The 20,721-nt window shown below is 74.2% G+C and carries 17 protein-coding genes; 7 read left to right on the top strand and 10 right to left on the bottom strand.

Features of this window, described 5'->3' with window-relative positions:
* Positions 1-32: 32 nt before the first annotated feature.
* The gene (locus CXH06_RS05215; RefSeq protein WP_232820206.1) at positions 33-2,138 is read right to left on the bottom strand and encodes a DUF2264 domain-containing protein; all 2,106 of its coding nucleotides are present in this window, start codon (positions 2,136-2,138) and stop codon (positions 33-35) included.
* A gap of 229 nt (positions 2,139-2,367) precedes the next feature.
* Between CXH06_RS05215 and CXH06_RS05210 the strand changes: the two genes are divergently transcribed.
* The gene (locus CXH06_RS05210) at positions 2,368-3,414 is read left to right on the top strand and encodes a LacI family DNA-binding transcriptional regulator (RefSeq protein ID WP_114854106.1); all 1,047 of its coding nucleotides are present in this window, start codon (positions 2,368-2,370) and stop codon (positions 3,412-3,414) included.
* Positions 3,415-3,492: 78 nt separating this feature from the next.
* Here CXH06_RS05210 and CXH06_RS18300 read toward each other — a convergent pair whose 3' ends face one another.
* The 5 genes from CXH06_RS18300 to CXH06_RS05190 are packed head-to-tail and all read right to left on the bottom strand — an operon-like array spanning position 3,493 to position 8,805.
* The gene (locus CXH06_RS18300) at positions 3,493-4,374 is read right to left on the bottom strand and encodes a heparinase II/III family protein (RefSeq protein ID WP_157975613.1); all 882 of its coding nucleotides are present in this window, start codon (positions 4,372-4,374) and stop codon (positions 3,493-3,495) included.
* Positions 4,371-5,471 carry a hypothetical protein gene (locus CXH06_RS18295; protein WP_157975612.1) on the bottom strand — a complete coding sequence of 367 codons (1,101 nt, stop codon included), beginning with the start codon at positions 5,469-5,471 and terminating at the stop codon, positions 4,371-4,373. Before CXH06_RS18295 ends, CXH06_RS18300 begins: the two co-directional genes overlap by 4 nt.
* A gap of 27 nt (positions 5,472-5,498) precedes the next feature.
* Positions 5,499-6,365, bottom strand: a complete 867-nt coding sequence (locus CXH06_RS05200) for a sugar phosphate isomerase/epimerase (protein WP_114854105.1) — start codon at positions 6,363-6,365, stop codon at positions 5,499-5,501.
* Positions 6,362-7,639, bottom strand: a complete 1,278-nt coding sequence (locus tag CXH06_RS05195) for a DUF993 family protein (RefSeq protein ID WP_114854104.1) — start codon at positions 7,637-7,639, stop codon at positions 6,362-6,364. Before CXH06_RS05195 ends, CXH06_RS05200 begins: the two co-directional genes overlap by 4 nt.
* A complete protein-coding gene (locus tag CXH06_RS05190; protein ID WP_114854103.1) occupies positions 7,636-8,805 on the bottom strand; it encodes a Gfo/Idh/MocA family protein in 1,170 nt (389 codons plus the stop codon). The genes CXH06_RS05195 and CXH06_RS05190 overlap by 4 nt, the downstream gene beginning before the upstream one ends.
* Before the next feature lie 326 nt (positions 8,806-9,131).
* On the opposite strand from CXH06_RS05190, the gene CXH06_RS05185 reads away from it, so the two are divergent.
* The 5 genes from CXH06_RS05185 (at position 9,132) to CXH06_RS05170 (ending at position 13,186) form a co-directional block, all read left to right on the top strand.
* A complete protein-coding gene (locus CXH06_RS05185; protein ID WP_114854102.1) occupies positions 9,132-11,405 on the top strand; it encodes a glycoside hydrolase N-terminal domain-containing protein in 2,274 nt (757 codons plus the stop codon).
* 4 nt (positions 11,406-11,409) lie between these two features.
* Positions 11,410-11,862: a hypothetical protein gene (locus CXH06_RS05180; RefSeq protein ID WP_114854101.1), complete on the top strand. Its 453-nt coding sequence runs from the start codon at positions 11,410-11,412 to the stop codon at positions 11,860-11,862.
* Positions 11,855-12,328 carry an HIT family protein gene (locus CXH06_RS05175; protein WP_114854100.1) on the top strand — a complete coding sequence of 158 codons (474 nt, stop codon included), beginning with the start codon at positions 11,855-11,857 and terminating at the stop codon, positions 12,326-12,328. Before CXH06_RS05180 ends, CXH06_RS05175 begins: the two co-directional genes overlap by 8 nt.
* A gap of 105 nt (positions 12,329-12,433) precedes the next feature.
* Positions 12,434-12,601: a hypothetical protein gene (locus CXH06_RS18415; protein ID WP_198684014.1), complete on the top strand. Its 168-nt coding sequence runs from the start codon at positions 12,434-12,436 to the stop codon at positions 12,599-12,601.
* Between the two features lie 51 nt (positions 12,602-12,652).
* Positions 12,653-13,186, top strand: a complete 534-nt coding sequence (locus CXH06_RS05170; RefSeq protein ID WP_114854280.1) for an AAA family ATPase — start codon at positions 12,653-12,655, stop codon at positions 13,184-13,186.
* A gap of 78 nt (positions 13,187-13,264) precedes the next feature.
* Here the strand turns inward: CXH06_RS05170 and CXH06_RS05165 are convergent, their stop codons facing one another.
* Together CXH06_RS05165 and CXH06_RS18290 are read right to left on the bottom strand one after the other, a co-directional pair.
* Entirely contained in the window at positions 13,265-14,794 is a 1,530-nt protein-coding gene (locus CXH06_RS05165) for an HNH endonuclease (RefSeq protein WP_198684013.1), read from the bottom strand.
* Between the two features lie 286 nt (positions 14,795-15,080).
* On the bottom strand, positions 15,081-15,257 hold the full coding sequence (locus tag CXH06_RS18290) for a hypothetical protein (protein ID WP_157975611.1): 177 nt from the start codon (positions 15,255-15,257) through the stop codon (positions 15,081-15,083).
* 424 nt (positions 15,258-15,681) lie between these two features.
* On the opposite strand from CXH06_RS18290, the gene CXH06_RS05160 reads away from it, so the two are divergent.
* Positions 15,682-18,129 carry a glycoside hydrolase N-terminal domain-containing protein gene (locus CXH06_RS05160; protein ID WP_114854098.1) on the top strand — a complete coding sequence of 816 codons (2,448 nt, stop codon included), beginning with the start codon at positions 15,682-15,684 and terminating at the stop codon, positions 18,127-18,129.
* Positions 18,130-18,141: 12 nt separating this feature from the next.
* On the opposite strand, the gene CXH06_RS05155 is transcribed toward CXH06_RS05160, so the two are convergent.
* On the bottom strand, positions 18,142-19,158 hold the full coding sequence (locus tag CXH06_RS05155) for a dienelactone hydrolase family protein (RefSeq protein WP_114854097.1): 1,017 nt from the start codon (positions 19,156-19,158) through the stop codon (positions 18,142-18,144).
* 59 nt (positions 19,159-19,217) lie between these two features.
* Positions 19,218-20,630 carry a polysaccharide lyase family 1 protein gene (locus CXH06_RS05150; protein ID WP_114854096.1) on the bottom strand — a complete coding sequence of 471 codons (1,413 nt, stop codon included), beginning with the start codon at positions 20,628-20,630 and terminating at the stop codon, positions 19,218-19,220.
* Positions 20,631-20,721: the final 91 nt, after the last annotated feature.

Here is a 20,721-nt window from a genome sequence, read left to right as displayed (position 1 = left end):
CCCGGGGCCGGGCGGCCGCCCCTCCCTGCGGGTCAGGGCCTGATCTCGGGGAACCTCCCGGGATCGCCCGGATCCACGGTGAGCCGGGCGCCGTCGGCCCAGGTCACGTGGATCGTCCCGTCCTCGGCGCGGTCCACCCGGGGGGCCGGGGGCTCTGCGGCCCCCTCGCCCCGGAGCACGACGTGCACGGCGACCACCTCGCCCGCCGCGAGCGCCGCGCCGTGCAGCTGCGGGACGGCGAACTCGCTGCCCAGGGGCGAGACGTCCTGCTCACGATGCAGCGAGGCCGTCCAGGATCCGAGCACCGGCTCGAGCGTGCTGACCAGCGCCTCCTGGTCCTCCCGCGCGATCCGGGCGCCGGCGGGTCCGTCGGCGGCGGCACCGGAAGCATCCGTCGCTGCGCCCAGCGGGGCGACCGGACCCGGGCCGGAGAGGGGCCAGCCGGCCACGGCGACGGGGAGGACCGTGTCCTGCTCGGCGCGGATCACGCGCAGCTCCCCCGCCCCGCGCACGATGCTCGCCACCGTGAGCAGCGCCCCCGGGGTGGTCTCTCCGCCCTGCCCGTAGCCGCCGTAGCCGCCGGGCTCGGCATCGACCCAGTGGCACAGCTGCCGCGAGATGCCGATGCCGATCCGCTCGCCGCTGCCCAGGAGCTCGGCGCGCAGGTCCACGCGGTCGAAACCGGCCCGATGGCTCCAGCCGCGCTCGGGATCGACCAGGGAGACGGTCGCATCCCGCGGATCGACCGTGCCCGGACCGGCCAGCGCCGGAGAGGTGACCGTCGAGTAGCCGAGGCGGGCGTACAGCGGTCCGTCGACCATCTGCTCCCCGGCCTGGCCGTGGTCGTTGCCATGGTTGATCACGCGGACGATGCCGTCCTCGCGGGTGCGGGAGACGATCCAGCCGGGCGTGGTCAGCGCCTGCACCGCGTCCTCCTGCTCGACGGGCAGCGGCTGCTCCGGGGCGGTCCACACCGGATGGTCCGCGGGCAGGATGAGCCCGAGGAAGCCCTTGCAGGCCCAGTACGGGGAGCCGGGGCCGGAGTAGCTCTGGGCCATCTCCGGGAACTCGTGGAACCAGCCCAGGGTCAGCAGGCCGCGGTCGTCGGGCACGCCGTGGCGCAGGAAGTGGGCGAGCTCGCCGGAGGCCGCGCGGCGCAGCGCGCCCGGGGCGAGGAGGGGGTCCGGTCCGTCGGCGAGACCGGCGAGGGCCGCGCTCCAGAACGGTGCCGCGGTCGCCATCCGGTAGACCAGGCTGCGCCCCTGGAGCAGCGGGGCGCCGTCGCCGCCCACGAGTCCCAGCGCGTCGTGGGTGAAGGCGGCCACGCGCTCCTGGTGGCGCAGCGGATCGGCGGCGGTGACCAGGCCGTCGGCCTCGAGGTCGCGGATGCCCCGCATGCGCAGCCAGAGGATCGGCAGGGCGGCGAAGGCCCAGGTGTTGTAGTGGTCCACGCCGCGGACCGGACCGTCGTCGAACCATCCGTGATCGCGCACCAGCGACTCGTGGATCCGCAGGTCCTGGGCGAGGTCCGCCCGCAGCGCCGCGGCCGGCTCCCCGCTCGCGAAGCGGTCGTCGACCGAGCGCAGGAAGGTCAGCACGATGATCCGGAACCACACCCAGTTCACCGGCGGGTACCGGGTCCCGATCACCTCGGAGAACCACTCCACGAGGCGGTCCCGGGTGAGCTGGTCGAGGCGATCCCAGATCCACTCGCGCGTGAGGTCCAGCGCGAGGGCCACGGAGCAGGCCTCGACCTTCGACTGCGGCAGCTCGGCGGGCCGGGGCCAGGGGTTCGCGCCCCGCGGATCCACGCCCGCGGCCAGGCCCCGGGCGTACTGCTCGGCGTGCCCCTCGGGGTCCGCGCCGCCGCGGCCGTGCTGCAGCATCGCGGCGATGAGGAAGGAGCGGGCGAAGCCCTCGAGGCCGTCGGAGTCCCGCCCGCTCCGGCTGAGGCGCCCGGGCGGGAGGATCTGGGCCCCGTCGACCGAGGAGTGCGGGCGCAGCGCCAGCAGCAGCTGGTCCGCCACCGCCTCCCAGTGCGCGCGGGTGAGGCCGGTGCGGGGCGAGAGGGACGGGTCCGGGGGCGGGAGCCGGAGCGCGGGGTGGCTCAGGGGGCGGGAGGCGGGCGCAGGGGTCACGGGGTCTCCTGGGAGCGTCGTCGGGCCAGGGGCGGTGCCGCCGACGGGTCGGGACACGCCCGGGCAGCAATCGCTTTCCCTCCAGTCTATGCCTGATCAGGGTCTCTGTCGTCGCCGCGGCGGCGCGTGGCGGGATATCGGCGCGTGCGCCGGACAGCGGCGCCGTCTGCCCGTATCCTGGACGTTCGGGACAGCGTTTCCCGCATCCCCCTCACCTCAAGGAGTTCCGATGCCCGCCGTGCGCCTCAGCGATGTCGCGAAGGACGCCGGGGTCTCCCTGGCCACCGCCTCCCGGGTGCTCAACGGCTCCGCCCGCGTCCCCGGCAAGGCCGTCGCCGAGCGGGTGGAGGCCTCGGCCGCCAAGCTCGGCTACGTGCCCAATGCGCAGGCCCAGGCCCTCGCGCGCTCACGGTCGGGCCTCATCGGGTTGGTGGTGCACGACATCGCCGATCCCTACTTCGCGACCATCGCCCGCGAGGTCCAGCAGCAGGTCTTCGCCTCGCAGTCCCAGGTGCTGCTCACCCAGACGGACCGCATGATCGAGACCGAGGTGCGGGCGCTGCGCTCGCTCATCGCCCAGCAGGTCGACGCCCTGGTGCTGGTGGGCTCGCACCGCTACGGCAACGAGTCCGACACCTCGATCAGCGCCCTGCTGGGAGGCTTCGCCCGCAACGGCGGACGGGTGGTGGGGCTCGGGCAGTCCCTGGGCGTGGGCCGCACGATCGTGCCGGACAACGCCAAGGCCGCGCACGAGCTCGCCACCTCCCTGGTGGTCGAAGGTCACCGCCGCTTCGCCGTGGTCGAGGGCATCGCGGGCATCCCCTCGGCCGGGGACCGCACCGGCGGCTTCATCGCCGCGCTCACCGAGGCCGGCATCGAGCCCGAGCTGAACGTCCAGGCGGGCCTGACCCGGGAGGGCGGGCACCTGCTCGCCCAGCAGATCGCGGAGCACCTCGCCGGGCGACCGGAGGAGGAGCTGCCGCTGTGCGTCTTCGCCCCGGCCGACGTCATGGCGCTCGGCGCCCTGGGCGAGCTGCGCCGCCGCGGCCTCGACGTCCCGGGCCGGGTCGCGGTCGCCGGGTTCGGCGGGGTGCCGGACGGCGCCGACGCCCACCCCGCGCTGACCACCATCGCCCTGCCCCTGCACGACATGGCCCGCCAGGCGGTGGACTGGGTGCTGGAGGCGCCGACCGACGACGCGCATCCCACCACCGAGGTGCACGTGCGCGGCGATGTCCTGCTGCGCGAGTCCACGGCGCTGAGCGCCCGGGCCTGACCCGGTCAGCGCGGCGCACGGCGAGGCACGCCGCGGGGCGCGACGCTCAGTCGCCCTGCGACGCGGGCCCGGTGGCCGTCATACGGCGCTGATGCTCACCGCCAGCGCCCCGTCCCCCGTCGCCGCCGTGGTCGGCGTGAGCACGAGCCGGTGGACGCTCTCCCCCCAGGAGGCGCGCAGCAGCGGGTCGTCCACCTCGCGGCGCTCGAGCTCTCCGGTGCCGAGGCTCGGGTCCCACGTCAGCTGTGCGAGAGCACCGGAGAGGGCGCGGATCCGCAGCGAGCCCGCGGCGTGCTCGAGCACCTCGCCGGACAGCACGTGATGCGAGCGGACGGCGTCGGAGGCGGACCCCGGCGCCAGCTGCCAGCGGTCCTCGATCCGCACCGCCGCCCCGTCGCCGCCTGAGGCTCGCTCCAGCTCGGTGCGTCGCCGCCAGCTGCGCAGTCCGGCCTCGGCCGGATAGGCGCCGGCGAGCTCCAGCACGACCTCGCTCTCCCGGTCCCCGGGAGCAGCGAGGACCTGGGCACGGTACTGCTCCCCCACTCCCTGCTCGTGGCCCGCGACGGTGGGCAGGGTGTGCCAGGAGCTCACCATCGTCCAGATCTCGTAGCGGCGCTCGGTGAAGGTGTGCGCGAGGTAGGTGGGCTGACCGAGGTCGATCAGGACCGGGCTAGCGTCCAGCGCCACCATCACCGAGCCCACGTCGAGATGGTTGTGGGACTCGGCGTTGTGACCGCCCTTGGCGGCGAGCGCGAGGCCACGTGAGGAGCCCGCCCGCTCGCGAGCCACCCACAGCTCCACCTCGGGCAGCCAGGTCGAGGCGGGCAGCGGTGCCGGGCCCGGCCGGGCGGCCGCCCAGTCCGGATCGCCGAGCGCACCGAGCGCCCGGCCGAGGCCCGCGTGCACGTCCAGCGACGGCGCGCTGCCCGGGCCGCGGTGCGCGAGCGCCCCGGCGATCACCTCGGCGTCCCCGAGGCGACGGCCCCAGCGATACAGGGCGTCCCAGGGCTGCGCTGCGCCGGCCGGGCGGGACCGTCGGAGACGTTGACGTACCAGCCCTCTCCCCACTCCATGCGGTGCGGATAGCGCGCCAGGGCCCCGATCACGGGCAGGGCCGCCGCGGCCTCCCCCGAGAGCATCCCTCCGGAGGCGGTGATCAGCAGCTCGAGCGATTCCAGCAGGCGGCAGGCGCCGTTCCAGAAGTAGTTGAACCCTTCATCGATGCCGCCGTCGGAGGGGAGGGAGACGAGATACCGCTCCTGCTGGGCGATGGCGAGGGCGATCACCGCATCACGGGCGGCGCGATCCTCCTCCCGGTCCAGCAGCAGCAGCGCACCGGCGATGAGGTGCTGGTGGATCCAACCCGTCCAGTTGTTCACGGACGGCCGCGCCACCCACCACCAGTCACGGCGGGTGAGGGTCGGCATCATCACGCGGCGCCGCACCTCGTACCGGATCCGCTCCCGGAGTCCCGGCACCCGCGCCTCGAGCGCCGGGGCGAGCGCCAGATCCGCCCAGGCCAGAACCTCCACCACCTGCGCGGCGCCGAGGTCCACCACGGGTGATTCCGGATCCGGCACCACCCAGCCGCGCTCCCGGTGGACCTCCTCGTGGGCGACCCAGCACCAGGTGGAGAGCTCGCACAGCTGCAGCAGACCGTCGGCCGCGTCGTCGATCCAGCGCTCCTCGCCGGTGGCGAGAGCGGCGAGGGCGGCCTGCGCGGTCATCATGACGAGCGTGCGCACCCGCTCCTCGTAGTCGTGCCGCACCCCCTCTCGCCAGAACCGGGCGTACGTGCTCAGGACCGGCTGCGGCCAGGGCTGCTCCGCCGCGAGGCGTGCCGCGGCCACGATCTGCTCCCGCGCCCCGGACGGGAGATCGGGAGGAGTTCCGTCCTCGGCGAGACGCGGAGCGGTCAGGTGATCACGCACTCTGTCGACGGCGCCGGAGAGGGTGTCGGGCAGCTCCCACTGCGCGGCGCCCTCCCCCGTCCCGTCGACGTCGTGACGGTCCACGGGCAGGCCCCAGGCGTCGCGCAGCGGTGTGTGGCGGGTCATGACAGGTGCTCCTCGGTCACGGGGTGCTCAGGCGTGCGGCAGCACCAGCTGCTCGAAGCGCTCGGCGATGATCTGCACGGCGTCGTCGGCCGGGGTCGCCCAGACGTCCTCGTTGAAGATCTCCACCTCGATGTCGCCGGTGTACCCGGTGGCGGCGACCATGCGGGTGATGGACGGGAAGTCGATGTACCCGTCGCCCATGTAGCCGCGGGAGAACAGCGGCTCCGCGGCCAGCGGCAGGTTCCAGTCGCACACCTGGTAGCTGAACAGGCGGCCCGTGGACGCGGCGCGCTGGATCGCGCGCTCCAGGCCCGGGTCCCACCACACGTGATAGGTGTCCACCACCACGCCCGCGGCGGGGCTGCCGGAGGCCTCGGCGATGTCGAGGGCCTGGTCGATGGTGGAGACCACCGCGCGGTCGGCCGCGAACATCGGGTGCAGGGGCTCGATGGAGAGGGTGACCCCGGCCTGCTCGGCATAGGGCGCGAGCTGGGCGATCGACTCGGTGACGCGGGCGCGGGCACCGATGATGTCCTTGTCCTCGCGGCTGATGCCGCCGACGACGAGCACCAGCGTGGGCGCGCCGAGGGCGGCGGCCTCGTCGATCGCGCGCCGGTTGTCCTCGAGCGCGTCGGCGCGCTCCTGCTCGCCGTCGACGGTGAGGAAGCCGCCGCGGCACAGGGTGCTCACCCGCAGGCCGGCGTCGTCCACGCGGCGGCGCAGCGCGTCCAGCCCCACCTCGGCCACGTCCTGGCGCCACAGGCCCACGGCGTCGATCCCCGCGGCCGCGGTGGCCTCGAGGAACTCCTGGAGCGGGGTGCTGCGGCAGCTCCAGCGGTTGATCGAGAGGCGGGGCGTGCCGATCCCGGTGCGTGTCGAGGGCGGGGTGTTCATGCCGTGCCTCCTCCGGTCGCGGGGATGTCGTAGCCGTTCAGCCGCAGCAGGGCGTGCCAGCGCTCGGCCGCCAGCTGCGGCTGTTCGAGGTTGCCGGTGCGCGCGGCCAGCTCGATGGTGCGCGAGAGGTGGGGGAGGCTGCGTGCGGAGTGCATGCCGCCGATCATCTGGAAGGCCCGCTGGTGGCCGTTGAGCCAGGCCATGAAGGCAACACCGGTCTTGTAGTGGAAGGTGGGCGCGGAGAAGACGTGGACCGCGAGCTCCTCCGAGGCGGAGAGGATCCGGGCGGCCTCGTCGACCTCCCCCGCGTCCAGCGCCTGCACCGCGGCGGAGGCCGCCGGGGCGGTCACCGCGAAGGCCCCCAGCAGGGCGTGGGAGTAGGCGCCGGGCGGCGGCTGCTCCTGCTCGGCGGCCGCGCGGGTGCCGTCGCCCACGATCAGGTGGGAGAAGTGGAAGTCGTCCCCGGTGAGCATCTGCACGCCCTCGGGGAGACGCTCGCGCACCGCGATCTCGGCGGCGTCGTCGAGCAGGCTCATCTTCACCCCGCGGATCCTCGCGGGGTCGCGCTCGATGATCCGCAGCAGGGTCTCGGCGGCCTCGGTGGTGTCGCTCGCGCCGAAGTAGCCCTCGAGCTGGGGGTCGAAGGCGGTCCCCAGCCAGTGCAGCACCACCGGCTCGGTCGCGGCCTCGAGCACGCGGCGGTAGACCTCCTCGTAGTCGGCCGGACCGGAGGCGGTGCGGGCGAGGTGACGGCTGGCCATGAGGACGGCGCCCGCGCCGGTGGCCTCGGTGGCCCGCAGCTGCTCGACGTACGCCTCGACGATCTGGTCGAGGTCGAGGTGGAGCTCCTCGCGCTGGTCGGTGGAGACGCCTGCGACCACCAGGTCGCGCACCTGGGCCCCCGGCCGGAACAGCCGGGCGTACTGCGGGTCGGCGAGGGCCTCGCGCGCGGCGCCGGCGGTGCGGGCGATGAGCTCGCGGGTCGCCGCCGGGTCCAGGCCCATGTTGCGCTGGGCGGTGTCCATGGCGTCGGCGACCCCCAGGCCGCGGGACCACATCGAGCGGCGGAAGGCGAGGGTCGCCTCCCAGTCGATGTCCGCGGGGGCGCCGGGGGTGTTGTCGCCGTGCACCTGCGGCACCACGTGCACGGCGGCGTAGACGGTGCGCGAGCGCAGCGGCGCCGTCGGCGGTGCGAAGGCCGCCGCCTCGCCGAGCGGCGTGCTCCGCTGCCGCCCGTCCTCGTCCAGCAGGGTCAGCCCGAGCGTCGCGGTCATGCTCGGGCCTCCGTCAGCGGATCGAGGGCGATGCGGCGGCCCTCCGCGGAGCTGGTCAGGCCGGCCTCGGCCAGGCGCACGCCGCGCGCGCCGGAGAGGAAGTCGTACGGATATGCGGGACCCTCCACAGCGCCTCCCACGTGGCGCAGGAAGTCCTCCCACTGCACCTTGAAGCCGTTGTCGAAGACCTCGTTGTCGGGGACCTCGATCCAGTCGGCGTAGTAGTCGTGACCGTCCTTGACGTCGGGGTTCCAGACCGGCTTCGGGGTGGCTTCGCGGGGCTGGATGCGGGCGCTGTGCAGGCCCACCACGGCGGAGCCCTTGGTGCCGTCGACCTGGAACTCGACCAGCTCGTCGCGGTGCACGCGCACGTCCCAGCTGGAGTTCATCTGCACCACGGTGCCGCCCTCGAGGCGGAAGACGCCGTAGGCGGCGTCGTCGGCCGTGGCGGTGTACTCCTGCCCCTTCTCGTCCCAGCGGGTGGGGATGTGCGTGGCGGTCTGGGCGTAGACGTCCTCGATGCGGCCGAACAGCTCCTCGATGACGTAGTTCCAGTGCGGGAACATGTCCGCGACGATGCCGCCGCCGTCCTCGGAGCGGTAGTTCCAGGAGGGGCGCTGGGCGCTCTGCCAGTCGCCCTCGTAGACCCAGTAGCCGAACTCGCCGCGCACGGAGAGGATCTCCCCGAAGAAGCCGGAGTCGATGAGGCGGCGCAGCTTGAGCAGGCCGGGCAGGTAGAGCTTGTCGTGGACCACGCCGTTGGGGGTGCCGGCGGCCGTCGCCAGGCGGGCCAGCTCGAGGGCGTCCTCGAAGGACTCGGCGGTGGGCTTCTCGGTGTAGATCGCCTTGCCGGCCGCGATCGCCTTCTTGAGGTTGTCCACGCGCAGGTTGGTGACCAGGGCATCGAAGTAGACCTCGTAGCCGTCGCGGGACAGCGCGTCGTCGACGTCGGTGGTCCAGTCGGTCAGACCGTGGCGCTCGGCGACGGTGCGCAGCTTCTCCTCGTTGCGGCCGACGAGCAGCAGCTCGGGCATCAGCCGATCGCCGTCCGCGAGCTCGACGCCGCCCTGCTCCTGGATGGCGAGCAGGGAGCGCACCAGATGCTGGCGGTATCCCATGCGTCCGGTCGCTCCGTTGACGATGATCCCGATCCTGCGTGTGGCCATGTGGCAGCTCTCCTCCGTGTGCGGCCGCTCGCGACGCGCGGGGGCGCCGGGCGGTGGTGGCGGTGGGGAAGGGCGGCGTCCCCTGGAGCCCGTGGCCGCGCCGCGCACGAGGACCTCGCCTCCCGGGGGAGGCGATGGGGGTAACCGCTTTCCGTTTCGTGCGCCCAGTAGACCACGGCTGCGCACGCGATTCAAGCCCGATGCCGCGACGTGGCCCGGCATCGACGCCTCGACCCGTCAGACCTAGGATCTCTGCGGCGGCCCGGTACGGCGCCAGAGCTGCGTCGCTCCCGTCGCAGCACGCACCTTTCGAGGAGACACCTGCGATGACACCTCCCACCACGATCCGACGCCCGGGGTCGGCGACGCGCTGGCTCGAGGCCCTCCCTCTCGGCAATGGTCGGATCGGAGCGATGGTCTGGGGCGATCCCGGGCGCGCCCGCTTCGACCTCAACGAGTCGACGCTGTGGTCCGGATCCCCGACCGCCACGCAGTCCCGGCAGACCTCCGCCGAGGACGCGAAGGACGCCCTGCGACAGGCGCGCGAGCTGTTCGCCGCCGGTCGCACGGCCGCGGCGCAGGAGCAGGTGCGCCGGCTCGGCGCCGCCTGGTCGCAGGCCTACCAGCCCGTCGGCGCCCTGGAGATCCTCGCCGCCGACGCGGGCGGCGGCCCAGGAACAGGTGGCGGTCCCGCCGTCGGCGCCTCTGGGACCGAGCGCGTCCTGGACATGGAGCGTACCGAGCACGTGGTCGAGACCCCGGCCGGGCCGCACCGCAGCTTCGTCAGCGCGGCGGACGAGGTTCTCGTCCACACCCTCCCGTCGGCTGCGGGGATCGAGCTCGCCTTCGAGTCCCCGCTGGTCGAGGAGCACCGCCTGGAGTCCGCAGGACAGCTGGAGGTGGTGGTGCGCGCGCCGTCGGACGGCATCCCCTCGCATCAGAGCCACCTCGCCCGCACGCGCTGGGAGGAGGAGGGCGCCGCGCGGGCGGCCGTGGTGGTCCGCAGCCGGCACGAGGACGGGCGCGTGCTGGTGGTCTGCGCGATCGCCACCACCTGGCAGGGCCTGGGCCGGCAGCCCGACCGGCCCGTCTCCGAGGCCCTCGACCAGGCGCGCGAGCAGGCGGAGACCGCCCTCTCCCAGGGGCAGGAGGAGCTGCACCGCCGTCATCTCGAGCACCCCCTGCCCGGCGCCCACGACGTCGCGCTCGCGCTCGAGGGCTCCGAACAGGCGGAGCTGCTGGCGACCACCTTCGCCTACGGCCGCCACCTGCTGGCCTCCTCCTCCCGGCCCGGCCTGCCCCCCGCCACCCTGCAGGGCATCTGGAACCAGCAGGTCCAGGCGCCGTGGTCCTCGAACTACACGGTGAACATCAACCTGGAGATGAACCACTGGGCGGCCGGGGTCGCCCAGGTGCCCGCGGCCGCGGAGGCTCTCGAGGCCTATACGGCGATGCTGCGCGAGGCCGGGCGGGAGACCGCACGCCGGCTCTACGCCGCGGGCGGCTGGACCGTGCACCACAACTCCGATCCCTGGGGATACACCGATCCGGTGGACGGCGATCCGAAGTGGGCGACGTGGCCGATGGGCGGGCTCTGGCTCGAGCGGGAGCTGGACTCCCTCGCGGGGTTCAGCGGCGAGGGCGCTCGCGAGATCGCCGAGCGGCGCTTCCCCGCGCTGCGGGAGGCGGCGACCTTCGCCCTGGACCTGCTGCAGGAGGGCGAGGACGGCGGACTGGTCACCTTCCCCTCGACCTCGCCGGAGAACGAGTGGATCACCGCCGAGGGGACGCCCGTGGCGCTCACGGAGGGCTCCGGCATGGATCGCTGGCTGGTGCGTGAGGTGCTCTCCGCCCTGGTCGCGGCCGCCGCGCTGCTGGAGCGCGACGCGGACCCCGTGGTGGAGCGGGCGCAGACGGCGCTGCCGCGGATCCACGGCCCGCGGATCGGGTCCGACGGCCGGATCCTGGAGTGGCACGCCGATTCCCCGCCCGAGGTGGAGCCGAGGCATCGCCACGTCTCCCACCTGGGCTTCCTCTACCCCGGCACGGTGAGCGAGAAGGAGCTCGACCGCGCGGCGGCCGCCACGCTCGAGGCGCGCGGGGACGAGGCCACCGGCTGGTCGCTGGTGTGGAAGACCTGCCTGTGGGCACGCCTGCGCCGGCCGGACAAGGTCCAGGACCTGCTCGAGCTGTACCTGCGGCCGGCCGAGACCGCGGACGGCCGCGAGCGCAGCGGCCTGTACCCGAACCTGTTCTCCGCCCATCCCCCGTTCCAGATCGACGGCAATCTGGGCATCGTCGCCGCGCTCGCGGAGTGCCTGCTGCAGAGCCACCGCGGAGAGATCGAGCTGCTGCCCGCCCTGCCGCCGCTCATGGCCGACGGCGCGGTGCGCGGCCTCCGCGCCCGGCCCGGCATCGAGGTGGACCTGGCCTGGGCCGGCGGCGCGCTGACGGCGCTCACGCTGCGGGCCGTGGGCCCGGGGGCGCTGGGCGAGCATCAGGTGCGCTGCGGGGAGCGGACGCTGCGCGTGGAGCTGTCCGATCTGGCACCGGTAGAGATCCCGGTGGCACCGCTGGGTGGCGCAGCCCCCGTAGGGTGAGGCCGTGCCCCGCAGCCAGCTCGCCTCGCTCCTGGTCGTCGCGGCCGTGATCCTCGCGATGGCCGTGGTGATGGGCATCGACGACCTGGGCTCGGGCATCACCGCAGGGGTCCTCGGGCTGCTGGTGGTGGGCGCCCTCGCGCTGTGGACCGGCCGACGGGGCCGCCACACGCCCTGGCCGCGCGCCGCGGCTCAGCGCGCCCCGGAGCACGCCGTCGTGCTGTGGAAGCCGGGCTGCCTCTATTGCGAGACGCTGCTCGTGCAGCTGCGCGGCGATCCCCGCATCACCTGGGTGAACGTCTGGCGCGACTCGGAGGCGAATGCACAGGTGCGGGCCCTCAACGGGGGCGACGAGCTCACGCCCACGGTGCTGATCGGCACCGAGGTGCTCCGCAATCCGAGCGCGGGGGCGCTGCGTGAGCAGCACGCGGCTCCGCGGAGCAGCGGCGATGCCTGAGCGGTGGGAGACGGACCGCGTCGGCAGCGCGCTGCGCGGGACGAACCCGACCGTGCTGTCCCGCCTGCCCGGCGGCTTCGCGGTGATCGGCGACGTCCAGTTCCTCCCCGGGTACTGCGTGCTGCTCACCGATCGGCCCGGCGCCGGCCGGCTGACCGATCTGCCGCGCGCGGAGAGACTCCGTTTCCTGGGCAGCATGGATCTGCTCGGGGAGGCGGTCGAGAGCGTCTGCACGGCGCGCGATCCTGCGTTCCGGCGCGTCAACCTGGAGATCCTCGGGAACACGGATCCGTTCCTCCACGCCCATGTCTGGCCCCGCTACGACTGGGAGGGGGAGCTCGCGCCGCGACCCGTCTGGCTGCATCCGGCTCGGCGGTGGTCCGATCCTGCGACACGGCTCTCCGCCGAGCACGACACGCTGCGCGCGACGCTGAGCGCGCGGATCAGCGAGCTCCTCGAGGACTGATTCCCTCGCCGATCGGCTCGCCCCGGCAGCGCGCCCGGCCCTTCCTGTCCCCGCCTCCCTGCGGGACACTGATGGGGACCAGAGCGGCGAGAACCGAGGAGAGACATGTCGACCTACGCGATCGGGGACGGCGTCCGCGCGACAGAGGGGCCGATGCAGCACCAGTACGGGACGGTGGTCTACCTCCGCGAGGACGACGGCACGTACCTGGTGCGGTTCGGCGGCTCCCAGCAGATGTACTTCCGCGCCGAGGAGCTCGAGCCCTGGTCGTAGGGGCGGTTGCACCCGACCGCGCAGGCAGCGCTGCTGGGCGACACTGAGAGCATGCACCGCTCACGCCTCCACGTCCTCGGGGCCAGCGGGTCCGGGACCACCACGCTCGGCCGCGCCCTCGCCGATCGCTGGTCGGTGCCGCACGCCGATGCCGACGACTACTTCTGGCTGCCCTCGGATCCGCCGTTCCGCGAGAAGCGGCCCGCACAGCGGCGCCTCGACCTCATGGAGGAGGTGTTCGCGCCGCGGGAGGCGTGGGTGCTGTCTGGGTCGATGCTGGGCTGGGGAGATCCGCTCGTCGCGCGCTGCGATGCCGTCGTCTTCCTGACCCTGGACCCGACGGAGCGCCTGCGTCGGCTCGGGGACCGCGAAGAGGTGCGCCGTGCGGGGCAGCCGGTCGACGGCGAGGCCTGGTCGACGTTCCGCGAATGGGCCCGCGGCTATGACGACCCGGAGTTCACCGGGCGCAGTCGCGCGCAGCACGAGGCCTGGCTGCAGACGCTCGACGCGCCGGTGCTCCGCCTGGACGGTGCGCGGCCGACCGAGGAGCTGGTCGACGCGGTCGTGGCCTGGGAGCCGTCCTGACCGCGTGGTCGCGGAACGAGGACTCGGAGCCGGGAGGCGCCGGGAGCAGTCCGGGACGAGGGCGGGGACGAGCGGGAGCTATGGGTCGCCGTCCGGATCCGCGCCCTCCGCAGCGCCGCTGCCATCTGCCCTGCCGCCCCGGCCACCTGCGCCCCGATGCCAAATCAGGGGTGCGGGCGCGGTGGTGCGAAGGATCCCGGAGCGCCCCGCCCAGGTCACGCGGTGCCCCGGCCGGCCGGAGGTGCGATCGTGTCGGACCCACGCGGCGTCCTCCTCCTTCTGGTTGCAGTGCAGGCAGACGCCCTGGCCGTTGTCCAGGCTGGTCGGTCCTCCCCGCGCGTGGGGGACGATGTGGTCCGCCTGGCAGATGCTCGCGTTGCAGAACGGTCCGCGGCACGAGGTGTCCCGCCAGGACAGGAAGCGCTTCATCCCGCTGGGGAAGAGCCGCGAACGCGCATCCATCGCCACCAGCTCGCCCGTGGTGGGGTGGGTGTACAGCCGCCGGATCATCGCTCGCACCTCCGGCCCGTGCTGTCCGAACGGATCCCGCTCCCCCTCCCCCGGCGCCGTCGTCGCGGCGCGCAGCTGCGCACGCACCTCCTCCGCCGGCACCGGACCGTAGCCCTCCAGGTGCGCGATGTCCCCGCCCTCGGGATGGAACAGCGCCCGGTCCGTGATGATGACCCCCACCTCGAGCGTCACCGGCTCCGCCGCGCCCTCGCGCCCCAGCAGCCGCCGCACCAGCTCGTCCGCCATCAGCGCGCTGTGGCCTTCCCGGCTGCCCGCGCTCCGCGCCTGCTCCGCCGAGAGGGAGAGCTGCTTGCGGATCAGCTCCGCGTCCAGCGCCGGGAGGTGCGCGCTCAGCGTCGCCATCCCGTGCGCTCCTTCCGTCACCGTGACGCGTCGGCGCCGCACCGACCGCCGATGCCGCCAGGGCTCCCCCTGCGGGTCCACCTCCGCCGCGATCGTCGCCACCGTCCTCCTGACCTGGCGAGTCCCGGCCGCATCGATGTCCGCCAGGCGCTTCCCGAGCTCCCTGTCGACGCTCGCCAGCGTCTCGGGGTCCAGCACCGCCCCGGCATCCGCGACCGCATAGACCGCGTCCGCGCCCAGCGTCCCGTCGCCCAGTGCCGCGAGCATCGCGGGCATCGCGTCGACCAGGCGCTGCGCCGAGGCCATCGTGCGCCGCGCGCCATGGGGCGAGCGGCGGGTCAGCAGCGACACGTCCCGCGTCGTCACGCCGTCCGCCACCCGGTGGACCGCCGTCTCGCTCGGCACGCGCTCCTGACCGCGCGCTGCCGCCTCCCGTGCCCGCTGCATCCGCTCCCGGCGGGTCACGTCGCGGACCGCGATCACCGTCCGCGCCTCGAGCGCGTCGAGCGCACCGCGCACCGCCTGCAAGGTCTCCAGCATCACGGTCAGCGTTCCCCGCGCCACCCCGTCCGTCGCGAACACGGTCGCCGGATCCCGCGCGAGATCCTGCAGCGTCTCCCCCACCTCGGAGTAGAAGTCCGTCAGCCCCTCGGCCCCCACCGTGCGCACGGCATCGGCCACCTCCCGAGGGGTGCGATCACCCTCGGGGAGCAGGAAGCCCGTCGCCGTCGACATGCCCCCACTCTCCCGGAGGGCCCTGACAGACGGAAGGGGGCCGCCGGGCGCGGGAAGGAGAGGGGGCGGCAGAGCTGGCAGCGTGTCGCCATCACTGCAGTTCACACGCTGGTTCGGTGCATCAGCCACCCTGCCCGCAGCGGGCCTGCGGGACTGTGGACGACCCTGCGCTGTGGAGGAGAGAAGGCACCACACCGGCATCGCTGTGGATGACCACGCCGTGGGGAGGAGCGGAGCCCTCGACGCCCTGACCGGGACCCTCCGTCGCCGACCCTGCGCCACGGGCCTACAGGACGAGCACCAGCCCGACGATGATCAGCAGCAGCCCACCGACGCCGAGGACGACGGACCACGGCGACAGCGTGGAGGTCCGCGCGGTCATGGTCGTCGCATAGAGGGTGGCGAGGCCGACGAAGAGCGACACGGCGCCGATCGCCAGGACGAGAGGGCCCGCGATGCTCATGGCGCTCCTTCGTGTCCGGCCCGGGTTCGGGCGCCTCCAGTCTCCCACGGGGCATCGGCCCGGAGGCCCGGGCCCGCGGGACGGAGACCGCTCGAGGTGACGGGTTTCCCCCGGGGAGAACCGGTCTCGGGCGCTCCCCCGCCGTCAATTCCTCCGACCTCTCAAGGGCAAACGCGACCCGTCGAACACCAACGATGCACGTCATCCGGCATCACGACACGCCGCCACCCTGCCGACCGACGGGACAGCTCCGACAATTCGGCCCGGACTCGCGCGCGGCTTGGTACCGTCGACCGGGACCGGACCGGGGGCATCGGCTGCTCCCGAGCACGCCCCGATCTACCTTCCCGACCATCGGCCGCGGATCTCTCCGCCCGGACGATGCGACGGGATCTCCACCGACGCAGACGGGAACAGCAGATCGATGAAGATCGCGATGGACGGGCCCGCGGCCCGATGGACCGAGGCGTATCCGCTGGGCAACGGCCGGATCGGCGCGATGGTGCGCTCCGACCCTGTCGTGAGCCGCTTCCAGCTCAACGAGGACTCGTGCTGGAGCGGCAGTCCTGCCACCGCGGCCGGGAACCGGCGGGACGACGGGCTCCGAGGCGGTCCCGAGGAGCTCGCCCGGATCCGTGCCGCCCTCGCCGCCGGGGACCACGCCGCGGCGACTCGTGCCGAGCACACCCTCCAACGCGGCTACGCCCAGGCCTACCAGCCGCTGGCCGACCTGCTCCTCGAGTCCGGCCCGGAGGCGGCCGAGGCCCGCACCCGTCGGGTGCTCGACCTCGCCGAGGCCACCGCCGAGACCCGCTGGGAACGCCCCGGCGGCACCGTCCTGGAACGCTCCTTCGTCAGCGGCCCCGACGAGGTGCTGCACATCGAGCGCTCGGCCGGCGGGGCGTCGCTGGGCGACCTCCGGATCCGCGTCACCACACCCCACCCCGCCGCAGTCCCCTCCGTGCGAGCCGACGAGCTGCGGCTCTCGGTGCGCATGCCCACCGACGCCCTCCGCACCGGGAAGCAGGAGAGCCTCGAGTACGACGACGCCCCCGGCGCCGCGGTCACCGCCGTGCTCCTCGCCCGGGTCGAGCACGACGGGACCGCCTCCGCCGAGCCCGCGGACGGCACCGTGCTCGTCACCGGGGCGACGCGACTGCGCCTCGTCCTGGCCGTCCGGACCGACTCGCGCGGCGCGCAGGAGGTCCCGCACGGCGAGGTCGGGCGGCTCGAGGCCGACGCGCGGGCGACCGTCGAGGCGGCGCTCGCCCGCAGCGCACCCGAGCTCGCCTCCCGGCACCGCCGCGCCCATCGCGAGCTGTGGGACCGCACCTCGCTGAGCCTGGTCCCCGCGAATCCCGGCGGCCCGGAGCGCTCCGACGGGCCCGGCATGACCGAGGGCACCGCGGATCCTGAGGGCGCCACGCGTCCCGCAGGATCCGACGCCGCGCCCGCCCCGATCGAGCTGCCCGCCCTGCAGCAGCGCACCGCCGAGGACGGCGATACCCGCCTGCTGGCCCAGCTGGTCGTCGCCTACGGCCGCTACCTGCTGATCTCCTCCTCGCGGCCCGGCACGCTGCCGGCGAACCTGCAGGGCCTGTGGAACGAGAAGCTCCTGCCGCCGTGGCGCAGCAACTACACCACGAACATCAATCTCGAGATGAACTACTGGCCGGCGGAGCTCGCCGGGCTGCCGGAGTGCCGCGAGCCGCTGCTGGACTGGATCGAGGACCTGGCCGGCTCCGGGGAGCGCACCGCCTCGGCGGTCTACGGCCTGCCCGGCTGGACGGCGCACCACAACTCCGACCGCTGGGCGTTCTCCCCGCCCGTCGGCGACGGCGCCTTCGACCCGGTGTGGTCGATGTGGCCGCTGGCCGGGGCGTGGCTGTGCCGGCACCTGCGGGAGGCCTGGGAGTTCTCCGCCGACGACGAGGTGCTGCGCCGGGCATGGCCGATCCTGCTCGGCGCCGCCCGCTTCCTCGAGGCGTGGCTGGTCGAGGTGCGTCCCGGCGAGCTGGGCACCTCGCCCTCGACCTCCCCCGAGAACCGTTTCCGCCTGCCCGACGGCACCACCACCGGCCTGACCACCTCCACGACCGCGGATCTCGCGATGATCCGCGACCAGTTCGGCACCACCCTCCTGGCGGCCGAGGTGCTCGGCATCGACGATCCGCTCCTGTCCCGCCTGCGCAAGGCCCTGGAGCGGCTGCCCCGTCGGGAGCGGATCGACGGTGCGGGGCGGATCGCGGAATGGGACCGCGAGAGGGAGGACGAGGACCCCCACCATCGCCACCAGTCCCACCTGTACTCGCTGCTGCCGGGGGACACGATCACGCCCGAGGACCGCGAACTCGCCGACGCCGCACGGCGGAGCCTCGAGGACCGCGGGCCGGACTCCACCGGGTGGTCGCTCGCCTGGCGCGTCGGACTGTGGGCGCGGCTGGGCGATGCCGAGGGGGCTCATCGCGCGCTGCGCACCTTCCTCGCCCCCGTCGAGGATCCCGACGCCCCCGGCCCGCACGGGCCGGCCGGGCTGTACGCCAATCTGTTCTGCGCCCATCCGCCCTTCCAGATCGACGGGAACCTGGGAGTCACCGCCGCGGTGCTCGAGATGATCGTGCAGTCCCACGCGGGCGTGGTGCGGCTGCTGCCGGCGCTCCCGGACCACTGGCGTGACGGGCAGCTGCGCGGGGTGCGCCTGCGGGGCGGGATGACCCTGGATCTTCGCTGGCGCGACGGGGCCGCGACAGAGCTCACGCTGGTCGGCCCTCCCGGTCGGACCGTGACGCTCTGGCACGGGGGGCGCGTCACGACCGTGACCCTCGACGAGGACGGGCGCCTCGCGGGGCCGGCGGCGGAGGTGCTGGGCTGACTCGGGCCCGGATCAGGCCGCGGCGCGGCCCTCCAGCCGCTCGCTCAGCAGCTCGACCGAGCGCTCCCCCACAAAGCGGTGCCCTTCCGGGGTGACGACCAGCGCGGGCAGGTCCCCGCGCTCCGCCTCCGCTCTTCCGCGCCCCCAGGACGCGACCAGGCGGGCGTAGCTGTCCCGCGCCGCCGCGATCGGGAAGATCGCATCTCGCTCCCCGGCCTCGAGGATCAGGGGCCGCGGGGCGACGAGCGCGGCGATCTCCGCCATCTCGAGCTCCGGCAGCAGGCCCGGCACGATGTTGCAGGGACAGTGGCGGATCGCGGCGAGGCTCGCCGCGAAGGACGAGAAGTAGGTCGCCACCAGCGCACCGGCCACGGTCTCGTCGGCCGCGGCCAGCAGCAGGGCGACGGCCCCTCCGCCGGAGCCGCCCGCGACGGCCACGCGCCGCGGGTCCACGCCGGGCAGAGCGCCCAGCGCCTCCGCGGCGGCCGCGGCGTCGGCGACGCGGCGGCCCATCACGGGCACCCCGTGCAGCAGGTGCCGCGCGGCGTCGATGCCGCAGGAGTTCTCTCCCGGGCCGTAGGGCTCGGCACTCGCGGGCCGAGGGACGCGGCGCCGGCCGAAGCTCACCATCTCCGGGCAGAGCACGGTGAATCCGGCCGCGGCCATCTGGTGGGCGAGGCCGTGGTGGTAGGCATCGGCGGGGTCGACGAGGTCGTCGATACCGTTGCCGTGCCCCGCCACCAGCACCACACCCGCCCCGAGGTCGTCCTCGGGGGCAGGGCGCAGCAGGTGGGCGGGGATCGCCGTGCCGTCGGCCCGCAGCACGCGGGTCTCCAGCGGCACCCCGGGGGCCGGCAGCTCCCCGGCCTCGAGGAGCACCCGGGCCGAGCCCGCCCCGCCGGCGTCCGCCGGCGCGTCCGTCCCCGGGTCCGACAGCGGATCCGCCGTCGGGTCCGCGACCCGGTCCAGCCGGTCCAGACCCAGCAGCTCGCGCAGACGGGTGCGGGCGTCGTCCGTGGTGGCGCTCATGTCACCAGTGTGCCTTCCTGCCTCGGGGTGCCCGGTGCGGGCGGGATGGGCGGAGCCGCTCAGCAGTCGCCGGCGGCGTTCAAGCGGCCCGGCGCCGGACCGTGCTGCGGACCGGACCAGGCGTCGACCACGCCGCCGACCACCTCGGCCTTGTGCACGCACTCGCGCAGCGTCGGCTCCCAGCTGGTGTCCGTCCCGAGCTGCTCGTCCGCCGGGGCCTCGGCGTTGTAGGCCGCCAGCAGGTCCACCTCCCGCTGGTTGACGAGGTTGCCCTCGGTGCGGATCACCTCGCCGCGCAGGTGGGAGATGAACTGCGCAGGCTCCACGTCCCCGGTGACGGTGAAGGAGTTGGCCTCCGCCCACAGGTGGGACTCCTTGCCCACGCCGAAGCTGTAGCCGTAGTCCACCGTCTGGTCGTCGCTGATGACGAAGTGGTTGTTGTAGACGTCCACCTGACCCCAGCGCACGCGCGGCGCCCGCTGGCCCACGCCCTCGTAGAGGTTGTGGTGGAGGGTGACGCGCAGGCGGCCGGGATCACCGCGGTCCTCGCTGTCGGTGGATCCGATCAGCGAGAGCTTGTCGTGCGCGGTGAACTGGTTCCAGCTCAGGGTGACCAGGTCGGAGCCGTTGGTGATGTCGACGGCGCCGTCGTGGCGCTGGAAGGTCTGGCCGAAGTGCTTCGGCAGGGTGTCGTCGGTCATCGGCTCGTCGGTGAAGGTGTTGTGGTCGATCCACACGTGGGTGGTGCCGCCTATGACCTGGATGCTGTCGTACTCGCTGTTCCAGGCGCCGTCCGCGCCGTCGGTGGGATCCCACGAGGGGAAGCAGTCGGCGGTGTCGGCGAACACCAGATTGCGCACGATGACGTTGTCGACGCCGCTGACGCTGAGCCGCGCCCCGGTGAGCCCGGCGCCCTCCTCGGCCCCGATCAGGGTGGTGTTGGAGGGGATGGAGAGGGTGATGAGCTGCTTCTGCTTGTCCGCGGCCCGCTCGCGCGCCTCCTCCATCGGCCCCTCGGGCTGCGCGGTGCCCCAGGTGGCGGGATCGAAGGCCTCCAGGTAGCCCTCCAGGGTGTAGCCGGTGCCCTCGGCGATCTCCTCGCAGGTGATGGGGTTGCCCTCGGCGTCGGCGTTCAGCGGGATCTCGCCGTGCACGCGGATGATCGAGGGCTCCTCGCCGCTCGCCTCGAGGGCGGCGACCAGCTCGGTGCGGTTCGAGACGTCGGGGAGGTGCTCGGCGGTGGCCGCGGAGCCGCCGGTGGTGCCGCCCTCGGCGGCGGCCCAGCCGTCGTCCGCCGGCAGGGCCTGGCGCTCGGTGATGGCGGCGTCGCGGGGATGCTGGTCCGGGGCGCCGGGGGCGCCGCCGGGAGCGGCGAGCGCCGCGCCGGGTGCGGCCAGCAGCAGGGCCGCGGTGCCGGCGACGAGGGACCGGGCGAGGGCGCGGGTGCGGGGGTGGTGGGATGTGGCGGTCATGATCGTCCTTGATCTCTCGTGCCGTCGGATGGGTGGTCGTAAGGACAGGGACATCAGCGGCCGACGGGCCGGTGGGCGGGCCCGCCGGCCC

Source organism: Brachybacterium sp. YJGR34 (assembly GCF_003347015.1).
In the GTDB taxonomy this organism is placed as follows: domain Bacteria; phylum Actinomycetota; class Actinomycetes; order Actinomycetales; family Dermabacteraceae; genus Brachybacterium.
Note: the sequence above shows the minus strand (reverse complement) of the source record. Positions and strands in the feature narration are given on the sequence as shown.